A 15,131-nucleotide genomic window follows, 5' to 3' on the forward strand; every position below is an offset into this window, starting at 1 on the left:
GATGAAAAGGGATAATAAGAACGTTATTTACTGGCTATTATTAGGCTGCTTGCTAATATTTACTATGGTAGTGGTTGGGGGTATTACTAGATTGACACATTCTGGTTTATCTATTTCAAATTATAAATTGATTTCTGGAACCATTCCTCCCATGAATGAAACGGAATGGCAAGAAGCTTTTGATCTGTACAAGCAATACCCTGAATACCAAAAGCTCAATAATCATTTTAATCTAGAAGATTTTAAGGATATCTATTTTTGGGAATGGCTGCATCGTGTTATTGGGCGCTTTATTGGATTGGTATTCTTGCTCCCTTTTTTATATTTTTTAATTACCAAACAGCTTACCAAGCCTACTATTAAAAAAGCGATTGTACTATTATGTCTGGGTGCTTTTCAGGGGTTTTTGGGCTGGTATATGGTAAAAAGTGGCTTGGTAGACAATCCTGATGTAAGTCATTACCGCTTGGCAGCGCACTTAACTACTGCTTTTATAACTTTTGCCTATACGTTTTGGGTGGCTTTAGATTTAATGTACCCTAGCAAAAAAGATATCCATAAGGGTTTTAGAAATCTAGTTCGCTGGGGTATGGCTATTTTATTACTGCAAATTATTTACGGTGCTTTTGTGGCCGGTTTAGATGCTGGTTTTATACATAACCATTGGCCCATGATGAGTGAAGGTAAATTTGTGCACCCCACGGTTTATATTGAGCAAACGCCTCTTTATAAAAATTTTATTGAAGGGAAGAGTGGTGTGCAGTTTGTTCATAGAATTTTAGCGTACCTCGTGGTTTTGGTTATTCTTATTATCTGGAATAAGTCTAGAAAACTGCCCCTTACCGCATTACAAACTAAATCTATAACCTTCTTATTGATTATTGTGGGGGTACAGTTTGTGCTAGGGGTGTTTACCATTCTTTTGCAGGTGCCTGTATGGTTGGGGGTAGCACACCAGGTTGGTGCTTTTTTCTTATTAAGTGCTATGACTTTTACCCTACATCGCTTTACTAAATAGTTTAAAAAAACATACCTTTGCATTTTACTTATTTGCCATGATTTATAGATTTAGAGTTATACTTGATAACGATACTGATGAAGATGTTTTTCGTGATTTAGAGATTCGGGAAACGGACACGCTAGAGGATTTACACAATATTATTACGCAGTCTTTTGGGTTTGATGGTACTGAAATGGCCTCATTTTATTTGAGTGATGACCAATGGAATCAAGGTGAAGAAATATCTCTTTTTGATCTTAGTGAGGATGGTTCTGCACGCCTTATGGAGGAAACCAGCCTTAATGATACGGTACATGAAAAACAAACCAGGCTTATTTATGTTTACGACTTTTTAAGTATGTGGACTTTTTATGTGGAATTGGCTGAAATTGTTGAGGAAACCAACGGTATTGACTATCCTAATTTGATGTTTGTACATGGGCAGATACCTGACAAGGCCCCAGAGAAAACATTTGAAGCTGATAATGACTTTAGTGATTTTAATGAGTTTGAGGATGATTTAGATTTGGATGACTACGATCATTTGGATTTTGATGAAAACTGGAATTAGCCCCCCCTTACGTTTATTTAAAGTTTTTGGGATTTACATTCTCATAATTGTTGGTTAAAAACTCTAAGGCATTTTTTAATATCTCCCCCATGGTTTTACAGGCTTTAAATTTGGGATCGGTGGTATATTCAAAGATTTTGTTTTTTAATAGGTCTATGTTTTCTGGCTTGGAAATACTATCTGTTACCATGCATTTTAAAAGTTCGTCTATTCTTCCATGAAAACTTTTTAGTCGTTTTACCAAAATGGAGCGTTCTTCTATTTTATATTGGTCGATAGATAAGCGTTGGAAGGTTTCTGATACCAATTCTACCATCTTTAGGTTTTCTTTAAAAAACTGGGGGCGGTATATGTTAAACTTGCCTTCGTAGGACTGCTGATCGAAATCTATAGCTCTTATTTTATATACAACATGGTCAAAATCGTGGGTTGGCACAATAACGTAATTGTATGAGCGCATATCGCCCAACAGTCTAATCATGCAGCGCTCGTTAAACTTTACAAACTCTTTTGCTATTTGTGATTTTTCTGATTTATCACATTTTGGCAAAAAGTTTTTTATAAACTCATCGCCCGGTATACCTGCTATGTGCTCTTCTATTAGGGTGTCTTCGTAAACTAAAAAGTTCAGGTTATAGGGCGATAGCATATGTTCTAGCTCTAAACCATACACGCGGGACGCATCGGCCCGCTTTATGTAAAAATAGGTGTAATTATCGTTTAGTATGTTCCTTATTTTTATTCTAAAAGGCTTTGAGTTTCCAAATGTACAGTAGTCTATGGCATCTACACTTAAAAAAGGTAGTGTGTTTTCGTTTCCATCGGAATGTAAAATGGTGTATACTTTTTTTAGGGACAGTTCTATCTCTTGGCGTTCATGCTCGTTATAGTAAACACGTATCCACAGCGTATCGTTGTCTTCTTTATCATAAACTACTATAGAGCCCTGAAAACGCAACAAGTCGTCGTAAAAAATGGGCAGCTTTATGTTTCTGTTATACTCAGAAAGATAGGCATGCAACTCTGTCGTAATGGGATACGAGGGTTTCTTTTTGGATATTATTAAATCGTCCATAAGCTCAAAGTTAAAGTTTTTATTCGTACCTGTGTAACAAAATATTTTATATATCGTCTTACTTTTATCTAACCCATACTAACCTTATTTTAGTAGCAATATAATATTAAACGTTTGGAACCTATTCTTACTATTAACAATCTCACAAAAAAATTCGGGTATTTAACAGCGGTAAAAGATTTATCTTTTACTATAAACAAGGGCAATGTGTATGGCATATTGGGTCCTAATGGTAGTGGAAAATCGACTACCTTGGGTATTGTTTTAAATGTTGTTAACAAAACTGCTGGTAGTTTTAAATGGTTTGATGGGCATACTTCTACGCATGATGCTTTAAAAAAAGTGGGGGCTATTATTGAGCGCCCAAACTTTTATCCTTACATGACTGCGGAACAAAATTTAAAACTGGTATGTAAGATTAAGGGGGTTGCTTTTAGTAATATAGATGAAAAGCTAACGATTGTGGGGTTACTGGACCGCAAAACCAGTAAGTTTAGTACTTATTCCTTGGGAATGAAACAGCGATTGGCCATTGCCTCTGCCCTATTGAATGATCCTGAGATTTTAATTCTTGATGAGCCTACTAATGGTTTAGATCCCCAAGGTATTCACCAAATACGGGAAATTATTAAAGCGATTGCTGCTAAGGGCACTACCATACTATTGGCATCGCATTTATTGGATGAAGTTGAAAAAGTATGTACCCATGTGGTGGTTTTAAGAAAGGGTGAAAAACTATATTCTGGCCGGGTAGATGAAATGATTACCAGCCATGGCTTTTTTGAGCTTAAATGTAACGACCAAGCCGCTTTGGTTAAACACCTTGAAAACCATAAAGCTTTTTCTAATGTGCGGATTAAGGACGATCTTGTTACAGCATTTTTAAATGAACCTTTTAGTTCTGAGGATTTTAATAAGGAGCTTTTTAATAACGGTATTATTCTTACCCACTTGGTACAACGCAAAGAAAGCTTAGAGGAACAATTTTTACAATTAACAGACAATTCCGATAGCTATCGGGACTAACCAATCATAACATGCTACGACTTTTAAATTTAGAACTCCAAAAGCTTTTGCTTAATAGAACCAGTAAGGTATTAATATTCATCTCTTTTATTTTACCGTTTTTCATTATTTTACTATCATCTTTAAAAATAAATGTCTTTGGTTTTTTCACACTGGAATTGGGCGAGTTGGGCATTTTTAATTTTCCAATTATCTGGCATTTAACTACCTTCTTTGCTTCGCAATTTAAATTCTTCTTTGCTATTGTAGTAGTGAGCATGATTGGAAATGAGTATAGTAATAAAACTATTAAGCAAAATCTTATTGATGGATTAAGTAAAGAAGAGTTTATTCTATCTAAGTTTTACACGATTGTTTTCTTTTCATTGGTTTCTACCCTATTGATAAGTCTAATTTCTTTATGCATCGGGTTGTATTATTCTAGTTATAATGAATTTGGCATTATTATAAGGGAAACTAATTTTTTAGTGGCCTACTTTATTAAGTTGGTTGGCTTTTTTAGCTTATGCTTATTTTTTGGGATGCTTGCTAAACGTTCTGCTTTTGCCCTCGCCTTTTTGTTTATACTATATATTTTAGAATGGATATTATTTGGCCTAATGTCTTGGAAATTGAATATGGATATTGCTGAAAAAATTCAGAATTTCTTTCCTCTTAAATCTATGTATAAGTTAATTGATCAACCTTTCCAGCGTATTGCTATGACCAAGTTTCCTGATAAAAATAACTTGACTTACGACTATGCTGTACATTGGTACGAGATAGCTATTGTATTGGGTTGGACAGCCTTATTTATCTTTTTGTCGTTTAGATTATTAAAAAAGAGGGATTTGTAATATCTTTAGAAGCAAAGTTTTATAAACTTTTTGGTTGCTAGTTAAAGATGAAATATTTACTTTCCATTACTTTTTGCTTTTTAAGCATGGGCCTGTTAGCGCAAAGTGAAGCTGCTAATTGGTTTTTTGGGTATGGTGCTGGTATTAGATTTGATCAACTTAACAGTACCGTTAGTTCTGTAAATAATGGCCGTATTATTACTAATGAAGGCTGTACTTCTATTTCGGACGACTTAGGAAATTTATTGTTTTACACGGATGGTTCTTCGGTATGGAACAAAAACCATGAGTATATGTACTTTGGCACGGGGTTGTTGGGTGATCGATCCAGCACACAATCGGCCATCATTGTTCCTAAACCAAATGATCCTGATATCTATTATGTTTTTACAGTAGGCTCTAGACAAAGCAATACGGGTTTGCATTATTCTGAAATTGATATGACCCAACAAAATGGTTTGGGTGCTGTTGTTTCTAAAAACAATCGACTTCTCAATTTATGCTCAGAAAAAATTACTGCTGTATTAAAGGATTGTATTTCTAACTCTATGTGGGTGGTTACTTTTGCTTCAGAAACAGGTAATCTTCCAGAGTATAACACATTTCATGCTTTTGAAGTTAGCACGAATGGCGTAAGCAATACATCGGTAACCTCAACATTTCCTATTAGCATACAAGATGCTAGGGGGTATTTAAAGCTATCTCCAGACGGCACTAAAATGGCCTGTGCCAACCAAAGTGCTGATGATAATAATTTAAGTTCTAAGGACGAACTTTATTTATATGATTTTGATACTGCTACGGGGAAAGTCTCTAACGCTGTTCCATTGACTATGTATGGGGAAGATCACAATCCGTATGGTGTAGAGTTCTCTCCCAATAGCCGATTGCTATACGTGCATTTCTTTAACAATTTTCAAGCGGATGAGGACCGCAGAGAGGAAATGAACAATCCTGCCAACTTCCATTCTACATTAGTGCAATTTGACCTTGCCCAAGCAGACATTCAAGGCTCTTTGAAGATTATAGACGAACGCCGCTTATACCGTGGTGGACTACAGTTGGGGCCTGATGGTAAAATTTACAGGGCGCTTTCTGCTACTTACAGTACTGGCTTACCGTATTTGGGCGTGATAAATAATCCTAATAATTTGGGGGTTGATTGTGATTATAAACATAATGCCATTGATTTGTCCCCGAATCTCTCGGCACAAGGTTTGCCTCCTTTTATACAATCTTTATTCAACATTCAAATTGATATTATTAAAAATGGGGAAAGCGACCTTAATTTGGTGCTATGTGAAGGTGATACTTATGATTTGGTTTCTGAAAGCATTCCTGGGGCTAATTATTATTGGACAAGGGACGGCATTGCGCTACCCAATACAACTTATAATTTAACGGTTACCCAAACGGGGCACTATAAAGTGGTTATTACACCTAATAATGGTGACTGTACTATAGAAGGGCAGGCTTTTGTGCTTTACAATAAAAATCCGGCTGTGAGCAATATTACTTTAACACAATGTGATGAAGATGGTGTAAAGGATGGCATTACCTATTTTAACTTGAACGAGGCTTATTTTCCTTCTTCCACATCGCCATCTGCCAGTAAGACAGCTAGTTTAATGGTGCAATTTTATACTGATGCTGCTAGAACTGTGGAAATAGATGGTGCTTCCTACAGAAATGTTATCAATCCGCAAACCATATATACAAAAGTTACCAATACTGAAACGGGGTGTTATTCTACATCGGAAATTACGCTTAATGTAAGCAGCACAGACGTTAATGATGTTATACTCCCTGCTGTATGTGATGATGATGGTACAGAAGACGGATTTCATTTATTCAACCTAAGAAATGCCAATGCTGAAATGCTACAGGGCATTTCTAACACGGGCTTAAATATTGCATATTATGAAACTTATGATGACGCGCTTTTGGAAACCAATCCTTTGAGTAATTTTTATACCAACACAATCCCATATGCCCAGACCATCTTTGCAAGGGTTGAAAACTCAAACGCCTGCTATGGTATTAGTGAGGTTGGTTTGATAGTAAACAAGCTGCCTGATATTGATACTGATGGCTTTGATTTTTACTGTTTGAATACATCGCCAGACCCTATTACCCTAAACGCCGGACTCTTATCTGGTACCACATCCAACCATACATATATATGGCATAATGGTGATACTACTTATGAAACTGAGGTTACGGGTACAGGTATTTATAATGTTACAGTTACCAATACCAATGGTTGTAGCAAAACGAAAACCATTCGGGTAGAACCATCCAATATTGCTACATTTCAAGAAATAAATGTGGTAGATGTAGCTGCAAGTAATACCATAACGGTTATAGTTACTGGTGAAGGTCTATATGAGTATGCGCTGTATGACAATGAAAACAACCTTTATAAACCTTACCAAAGCAGTCCTGTTTTTAATGATGTTTACCCAGGAATTTATAATGTTTATGTTAAAGATATTGAAAACAATTGTGGTATTGTTCAGGATCAAGTTTCGGTTATTGGATACCCAAAGTTTTTCACCCCAAATAATGATGGCTTTAATGATACCTGGCAAATTATTGGGATTTCCAGTATGTTCCAACCAAATACAAAGATTATGATCTTTGATAGGTATGGCAAATTAATAAAGGAAATAAACCCTTTGGGAGAAGGCTGGAATGGCTTATTTAATGGTAAAAGGTTACCTGCAGATGATTATTGGTTTACAGTAAGGTTACAAGATGGCAGGGTTTTTAAAAACCATTTTTCTTTAAAGTACTAAGCACTTCTCTCTTTAATAGTGATAAGTTAAACCATAGAACCTTAATCGGCACAATAGGTTTTTTAACTAAATTTTAATATTTAAAAAGGATGATTATCCTAAATTTGATATTCGTCCTAAAAGCTTAATGAAAAAGATACTCTACATTTTTACTTTACTGTTCCCTTTATTTCTAATTGGGCAAAAGCAAGCTGCTAATTGGTATTTTGGTCAAGGTTCTGGTTTAAGTTTCAATACCGAACCCCCAACAGTATTATCTGATGGTAGGCTCTATACTTTTGAAGGCTGTGCCACTATATCTGATAAAAAAGGGGACCTTTTATTTTATACCGATGGCATTACAGTTTACAATAAAATACATAGACCTATGCCTAATGGTTTTAGTTTACTTGGAGACCCTTCTAGCTCGCAATCGGCCATTATAGTTCCTAAACCTGATGATGAGAATATATACTATATTTTTACTGTTGGTTTTCAAATACCAGGCCTTCGGTTTTCTACAGTCGACATGCGTTTAGATGGTGGTAATGGCGATGTCATTTCATCAGAAAAAAATGTTATTTTATTAGGCAGTGCTGCAGAAAAAATTACAGCAGTAAAACATTTGGATGGTGAATCTATTTGGGTAATAGCTTTTGATGGTGGGACATTTCATGCTTATAAAGTTGGGGTAACAGGTATCAATAGAACATCTGTAAAATCATTTATTGGTGAATTTGTAGCTGACCCTCGAGGCTATTTAAAAGCATCTCCCAATGGAGAATACTTAGCCATGGCCAATCATGATTCCAATTCTTATTTACTAAGTTTTTTTGCTGGATCAGGTAAAGTTTTTCCAGGCCCTAAATTTGAGTTCAACCAAGTTGGTGAAAAAGCCTATGGTGTAGAATTTGACGCCGAAAGTCGGAAACTTTACGTAGACACCTTTACTGAAGAAGAAACGGACGATCCGGACAATCCTAAAAATACCCGATTTTTATATCAATTCGATTTATTTGCACCTAATCTTAATGCGTCAAGAATTTTAATCCATACTAGTCAAGACACCTACAGGGGAGCCTTGCAACTTGCTCTTAATGGCAAAATTTACCGGGCACTTTCCAGTCAATATGACGTTGGCTCCAGATATTTAGGTGTTATTAACAGTCCAGAATTAGATGGTGTACTTTGTGATTATGAGCACAATGCCATAGATGTTAGTCCAGGATTTAGGGCAAACCTTTCTACTCAAGGTTTACCTCCATTTATCCAATCGTTATTCTTCTTTACCATTAATGTTAAGAATGCCTGTGTTAATGAAGCAGCTGAGTTTTCTTTAAACACACTAGAAGAGGATTATACAGTACTATGGGATTTTGGAGATGGCACTACATCTACAGAAATAAACCCCATCCACCAATATGCTGCTGCTGGTAACTACAATGTAACAGCTATGATGCAATTAACAACTGGAGAAAGTAAAACCATTACAAAGCTTGTTCAAATATTTGAAGCACCTAACTTAATTCCTAACCAAGTACTTGAACAGTGTGATAATGATAATGATGGCATTGCCAATTTTAATTTGAATGATGCTTATAATTTGGTTGTAAACAGTAGTGAGGAATATGTTGTAGAATATTTTGAATCGGAATTAGATATTGCTAACGATAATCCTATAGATGCCAGTGTCCCTTATCAAAATCTAAATGCCAATCCCCAAGAGCTTTGGTTAAGAGCTACCACACAAATTGGTTGTATGGAAACAACAAACTTCTTTATACATGCTAATAGTGTTAACTTAGGCAGTATTGATGATTTTGTAGTATGTGACGATAGTGATAGTATTATTGATGATACTTATGGCCTATTCAATTTAGATGATAAGAAACTTTCTATAAGAAACCAGTTTGCTTTAGATCCAGATATTACACTCACTTTTTTTCCAACAGAGTTTGATGCAGAATTTAAAAGCAACCCTATTGAAGAAATAGAACTTATTTCTATGGCACAAACTTTATGGGTTAGAGCAGAATCTGACAGTCAGGGTTGTAGAGGTATAGAACCTGTTTCATTGGTGGTTAATACACTTCCACCACCAACTTTAAACGAAACATACTTTGTTTGCTTAAATACACCCAATGTTCCTCTAGAGATTATAGCTAACAATAGCTATGAAACTTTTGAATGGCGAAATGAAGACACTAATACACTTATTGAAACCAATAGCAGTGTAGAAATATACGAAATAGGTAATTACAGCCTGACCTCTTACCTAACCACTAATGGCTTACAATGTTCTAGAACTGAATATTTTACTGTAGATCCTTCTAATATTGCCACCCTACAATCTATAGATATAGTAGATGCCTCTAACAATAATACTATAACTGTATTTGTTAGTGGTGAAGGCACTTATGAGTATAGGCTACTAAATGAAAACAATCAAATTTATGCGCCCTACCAGGAAAACAATGTATTTCAAAATGTGTTTCCAGGGATATATAATGTAGAAGTAAGGGACATAAAAAATGATTGTGGGGTTATAAATGAATATGTTTCTGTAATAGGTTTTCCTAAATTCTTTACGCCAAACAACGATGGGCTGCATGATTATTGGCAAGTTTATGGTATTACTAGTATGTTTTACCCCAATTCAGTGATTCGTATTTATGACCGTTATGGTAAATTACTTAAACAATTAAGTCCGTTTGAACCTGGCTGGGATGGAAGTTTTAATGGCAAAAAACTACCCACAGATGATTATTGGTTTACAGTGAAATTAGAAGATGGTAGAGTATTTAAAAATCACTTTACATTGAAACGCTAAATAGAGCTAAATCCCAAAAATATGCATTTCATCCCTTATTATTTGCATTTCGTCTAAATATTATCTATTTTTCGCCCATAATTTGAACTAAAGTGTTATTTAGTACATACCCAAATAAGGTAAAGTGAAAAGACACCTACATTTATACTTTATTATAGCTGCATGCGTTTGTAGCTTTAATTTTATTTATTCACAACAAATCTCAATCAATGATGCTGTTGGGCTGCAACAACTTATTGAAGACTACCTTGTTGAGGGGTGTGTTGAAGTTTCTAATATAACAACAAGTGTTAATGGTAGTGCCAACGGGCTTTCAAGTTATGCGGAGTTTAGTCGTGCAGGTTCCAATTTCCCGTTTGAAAATGGCATTATGCTTTCCACTGGTAATGCGGCTTCTGGAGGCAATACCGCAAATACAAATCCGCTTAATGAAGGAACATCGAGTTGGGGTACCGACCCGGATTTAGAGGCTGCTTTGGGCATATCTAACACGCTAAATGCTACATCTATTGAGTTTGATTTTATATCGATTTCCAACCAAGTACAGTTTAATTATATTTTAGCCTCTGAGGAGTATACGGGCGTTAACCCATGTCAATTCTCTGATGGCTTTGCTTTTTTAATAAAAGAAGCTGGCAGTACTGCACCTTATGAAAACATAGCCTTAATTCCAGGAACATCTACGCCTGTGAACACCAATACCATCCATAACGAAATCATTCCAGGAAGCTGTCCTGCAGTTAATGAACAATATTTTGATGGTTATAATATAGGCGATACCAATTATAATGGTAGAACCACGGTGTTAACTGCTACAAAAACCATAGTGCCCTATGTACAATATCACATAAAATTAGTTATAGCCGATCAAACCGATGAAACTTTTGATTCGGCCGTGTTCATTCAAGGTAATAGTTTTAAGGTTTTAGACTTGGGAGATGATGTTGAAACCTGTGCCAGTTCGGTTCTTTTAGATGCTAATATACAAAACCCACAGGCTACCTATGCCTGGTTTTTAGATAACACCCTAATAAGTGGAGAAACAAATCCTACTCTTAATGCCATACAGACTGGCACATATAGAGTAGAGGTTACTGTTCCTCTGAATAGTTCGTCTTGTACAGAAACAGATGAAATCAATATCGTGTTAGACACTGAAGAGGCCATTAACCCAATATCGCCTTATCAACTTTGCGATGATTCCAGTGGGGATGGTATTGAAACCTTCAACCTCTCAAATAAAGATGCTGAAGTTATTAGCAATATTCCGTTTGTTAATTATACATTCAGTTACCATCTATCTGATGCTTTGGCAAGAAGTGGTACAGATCCAGGTGTTTCTGGATCTATTCAAAATACCATGGGCAATCCGCAAACTATTTATGTACGCATTCAAGATAATGATACAGGATGTTTAGGCTTTACAACTTTTGATTTGGTGGTTAACCCCATACCCAATATTGTTGACCCCACCCCTTTAGAAATTTGTGATAGTGATGGTAACCCTGATGGGCGCACCAGCATAGACCTTAGCCAAAAAGATGATGAAATTACGGGAGGACAAAGTACTTATGTAGTATCTTATCACTACAACCCAATTGATGCAGAAAGTGGAGCAAACCCTATCCCTCCTTTGTATGTTAATAACAATAATAGCGAAGTGGTTTATGTAAGAGTATTGGATTCCCAAACGGGTTGTGTAATTACCTCAACGTTAACAATAAATATAACGGTTAGTCCTATTGTAAATATGGACACACAATATATTGATGCTTGTGACCAAGATAATGATGGCAGTGCCAACTTTGATTTAACGCAGGTACTTAATGATATATTGGGAGGGTTAACTGGGGTTACACCTAGCTTCCATGAAACACAGGAAGATGCAGAAACAGGATCAAATCCTATTTCTAACCCTAATAATTACCAATACACCAATTCTAATCCTGAACCTGGTTCTTCTACCAAATATGTGAGAATTGAAGATGATAATACGGGTTGTGCATCAGTAGTCCCATTAGAAATACATACCAACTTATTGCTTACAGGTACCGATACAGGTGATTTTGCATTATGTGATACTGAAAACAGTACGGGTTATGTAGATTTTAGTTTAAACAGTGTAGAGACTTTTATAGCAAATAATTTACCAAACATCACGGTTACATTTTACGATAACCAAACTGATTTGGACAATGAAACCAATCCTATAGATAAAAGTGTTTTCTATCCTGTTAGTACAACCTTACCAAAAACACTCTATATAAAAATAGATAATGGCAATTGCTCTGAAGAAGCCGAAATTGTTTTACGCGTTAACCCTATTTTATTATTTCAACCTGTAAACCCGTTGCCTTATTGTGATACGGATGATGATGGCACCGTAAGTGTTGAATTGGCAACATTTAATGATTTAGTCACCAATGGAAATACCGATTTTACAGCCAGTTATTTTCCGACAGAGTTTGATGCAGAAAGCAATTACAATCAACTCCCACCATTTTATCCCGTAAACCAACAAGCAACCATCTGGGCACGAATCGAGAATATAGATTCTGGATGTTCTACAGTAAACAGTTTTGATATTGAGATTATCAATGCCCCTGCGGCAACGCCTCCTGCCCCAATTATTATTTGTGATGATGATGGAGATGGTGTTTCAACCATGCGCCTGGAAGATATTATTGATGATATTGTTAATGACCGCACAGGACTAACCATTGACTTTTTCACTTCCTTGGATGATGCCAATAATAATAGCAACCCTGTTAATAAACAAGCTTTTGATGCCGTAACACAAACCTTGTTTGTACGTGTGGATAACTCGCAATGTTTTAATATATTGCCTTTTGATGTTACTGTAAACACATTGCCTATTTTACCTACTATAGTACCTTTGCAGGTTTGTGAGGATGATTCCGATCAGACCGAAAGCTTTATGCTATATAGCAAAGATCCAGAAATTTTAAATGGACAATCAGGTAAAGAGGTGTATTATTTTGAAGACGAAACTGATGCTTTAGCTGGTAATCTAGCCAATGCTATTCCAAAATACAACCCTTACACCAATACATCAAGCCCGCAAACCATCTATGTTCGTGTAGAAAACATTTCAGACAGTAATTGTTCAGCAACAGGATCGTTTCTTATACAAGTAGCCTCCAATCCTGTTTATAGTCCTATGACAGATTATTTAATTTGTGATGACCTAAGCAATGATGAGAAAAATGAATTTGACCTTAACGAAAAAATTAATGAACTAAAGCAAGGTATTGCAAATCCTGACAATTTAAATGTTTCTTTTCACTTAACAGTATGGGAAGCCGATAGTAATATAAACCCTTTACCATTAACTTACACCAATGCCACCAATCCGCAAACCATATATGCCAGAATAGAAAGTGCAGATTCGCAGTGCTCTATTATAGAAGAGTTGGGTATTAACATTATTGCATCTCCCAACATTACCCCGGCATCTCCTTTTATTTTATGTGACGCCGATTATGATGGGCAAACTGTTTTTAATCTGGAAGATGCTGATTTTGATATTTTGGATAGGGTACAATCTGATATGGTTATTCATTATTTTGAAAATTTTGATGATATCAATCAAGATGATCCTCTAGATAATAGTATGGCTATCAGTAACCCCTCTGCTTACACTAACATTAGCAATCCGCAAACTGTTTATATAAAAGTTACCAATACCTTTACTGGATGTTATAGTACGATTCCATTAGAATTAAGCGTTAACCTCCCCCCCGTCCTAAACAATTTAGGCACTGTTGATACTTGTGATAACGATACAGACACTTACGACCTTAGCCAAGTAAATAATATGATAGTGGATGACCCTAGTGATAAAACCATTTCATATCACAACAGCCAAGCAGATGCCGACAATAATGTATCGCCTATTGGTAACATATTTAATTATACTGCTAGCAGTCATACTATCTATGTACGTGTTTCAGATAATACTAATGGGTGCCCCATTGTAGCGTCGTTCATTCTACAGATCAATCAAAATCCTATTGCCAACACGCCACCAGATTTGATAAGCTGTGATGATGACTTTGATGGGTTTTTTGAGTTTGATTTGTCTCAAAACCATAATGCCATAATAGGTGCCCAAAACCCATCTAATTATACTGTGTATTATTATAATAATAACATTGCTAATGCAGAACTAGATACCAACAGGTTAGGTGTTTTACATGCTGCTATTGATGGTGAAATCATTTATGCCAGAGTAGAAAACAATATGACGGGGTGCTACAGTATCACTCAATTTACAACCTATGTAAATCCATTACCAATAATCCCCATTGATGATGTAGAACCATTATGTGTTAATGATTTACCGCAAACCTTAAGTGCTGAAACTGGTAATATTGGAGATACCTATCTATGGGATAACGGTCAAATAACACCTGAGGTTTCTTTTGGTGTAGCAGATTTGGGTGATCATTGGGTTGAAGTTACCACGACAAATGGTTGTTCTTATACCAAGTTCTTTACGCTGATAGAATCTGAAGAAGCTACCATTAACTTTACTACAACCGTTGACTTTGCAGACCCTAATAGCATTACCGTTAATATAAGCGGTGTTGGAGAATATGTTTTTTTATTGGACGGCGGAGAACCACAAACTTCAAATGTTTTTGAAAATGTTACGTTTGGTGTCCATTTAGTTACCATAAGGGATTTAAACGGATGTAATGATGTTACTACAGAAGTTGTTGTGATAGATATCCCTAAATTCTTTACACCAAACAACGATGCTTTTTTTGATACGTGGCATATTGTAGGTATTGAAGAACTACCTGGTACTATTGTTTACATTTACAACCGTTACGGAAAGCTGTTAAAAACCTTACCAGACACTTCTGTAGGGTGGGATGGTACCTTTAATGGCGAAAATATGCCTTCTGATGATTATTGGTTTGTAGCCAAGGTTATCCAAAATGGTAATGCCTTTGATGTAAAAGGTCACTTTGCATTAAAGCGATAACA

8 protein-coding genes are annotated in these 15,131 nt (G+C 35.8%); 7 read left to right on the forward strand and 1 reads right to left on the reverse strand.

Going from position 1 to position 15,131, the window contains the following annotated elements; genetic code table 11:
• Nucleotide 1: 1 nt before the first annotated feature.
• Both AC5SR4_RS00420 and AC5SR4_RS00425 read left to right on the forward strand, forming a co-directional pair.
• Nucleotides 2-1,018 (forward strand): COX15/CtaA family protein, encoded by a 1,017-nt coding sequence (locus AC5SR4_RS00420; RefSeq protein ID WP_495357573.1) that lies wholly within the window; start codon nt 2-4, stop codon nt 1,016-1,018.
• Between the two features lie 37 nt (nt 1,019-1,055).
• Nucleotides 1,056-1,571, forward strand: a complete 516-nt coding sequence (locus AC5SR4_RS00425) for an IS1096 element passenger TnpR family protein (protein WP_495357574.1) — start codon at nt 1,056-1,058, stop codon at nt 1,569-1,571.
• Between the two features lie 13 nt (nt 1,572-1,584).
• Here the strand turns inward: AC5SR4_RS00425 and AC5SR4_RS00430 are convergent, their stop codons facing one another.
• Nucleotides 1,585-2,646 (reverse strand): hypothetical protein, encoded by a 1,062-nt coding sequence (locus AC5SR4_RS00430; RefSeq protein WP_495357575.1) that lies wholly within the window; start codon nt 2,644-2,646, stop codon nt 1,585-1,587.
• 114 nt (nt 2,647-2,760) lie between these two features.
• Here AC5SR4_RS00430 and AC5SR4_RS00435 point away from each other — a divergent pair, with 114 nt between their 5' ends.
• The 5 genes from AC5SR4_RS00435 (at nt 2,761) to AC5SR4_RS00455 (ending at nt 15,129) form a co-directional block, all read left to right on the forward strand.
• The gene (locus tag AC5SR4_RS00435) at nt 2,761-3,672 is read left to right on the forward strand and encodes an ABC transporter ATP-binding protein (protein ID WP_495357576.1); all 912 of its coding nucleotides are present in this window, start codon (nt 2,761-2,763) and stop codon (nt 3,670-3,672) included.
• An 11-nt stretch (nt 3,673-3,683) separates the two neighbouring features.
• The gene (locus AC5SR4_RS00440) at nt 3,684-4,508 is read left to right on the forward strand and encodes an ABC transporter permease (RefSeq protein WP_495357577.1); all 825 of its coding nucleotides are present in this window, start codon (nt 3,684-3,686) and stop codon (nt 4,506-4,508) included.
• 47 nt (nt 4,509-4,555) lie between these two features.
• A complete protein-coding gene (locus tag AC5SR4_RS00445) occupies nt 4,556-7,306 on the forward strand; it encodes a T9SS type B sorting domain-containing protein (protein ID WP_495357578.1) in 2,751 nt (916 codons plus the stop codon).
• A gap of 127 nt (nt 7,307-7,433) precedes the next feature.
• Nucleotides 7,434-10,115 (forward strand): T9SS type B sorting domain-containing protein, encoded by a 2,682-nt coding sequence (locus AC5SR4_RS00450; protein WP_495357579.1) that lies wholly within the window; start codon nt 7,434-7,436, stop codon nt 10,113-10,115.
• A 124-nt stretch (nt 10,116-10,239) separates the two neighbouring features.
• The gene (locus AC5SR4_RS00455) at nt 10,240-15,129 is read left to right on the forward strand and encodes a T9SS type B sorting domain-containing protein (protein WP_495357580.1); all 4,890 of its coding nucleotides are present in this window, start codon (nt 10,240-10,242) and stop codon (nt 15,127-15,129) included.
• Nucleotides 15,130-15,131: the final 2 nt, after the last annotated feature.

The sequence above is a fragment of the Aestuariibaculum scopimerae genome (assembly GCF_059428085.1).

Excerpts from the sequence above, each read along its gene's own strand:
- AC5SR4_RS00420 (WP_495357573.1), top strand. The coding sequence starts at position 2 with ATGAAAAGGGATAATAAGAACGTTATTTACTGGCTATTATTAGGCTGC.
- AC5SR4_RS00425 (WP_495357574.1), top strand. The coding sequence starts at position 1,056 with ATGATTTATAGATTTAGAGTTATACTTGATAACGATACTGATGAAGAT.
- AC5SR4_RS00430 (WP_495357575.1), bottom strand. The coding sequence starts at position 2,646 with ATGGACGATTTAATAATATCCAAAAAGAAACCCTCGTATCCCATTACG.
- AC5SR4_RS00440 (WP_495357577.1), top strand. The coding sequence starts at position 3,684 with ATGCTACGACTTTTAAATTTAGAACTCCAAAAGCTTTTGCTTAATAGA.
- AC5SR4_RS00445 (WP_495357578.1), top strand. The coding sequence starts at position 4,556 with ATGAAATATTTACTTTCCATTACTTTTTGCTTTTTAAGCATGGGCCTG.
- AC5SR4_RS00450 (WP_495357579.1), top strand. The coding sequence starts at position 7,434 with ATGAAAAAGATACTCTACATTTTTACTTTACTGTTCCCTTTATTTCTA.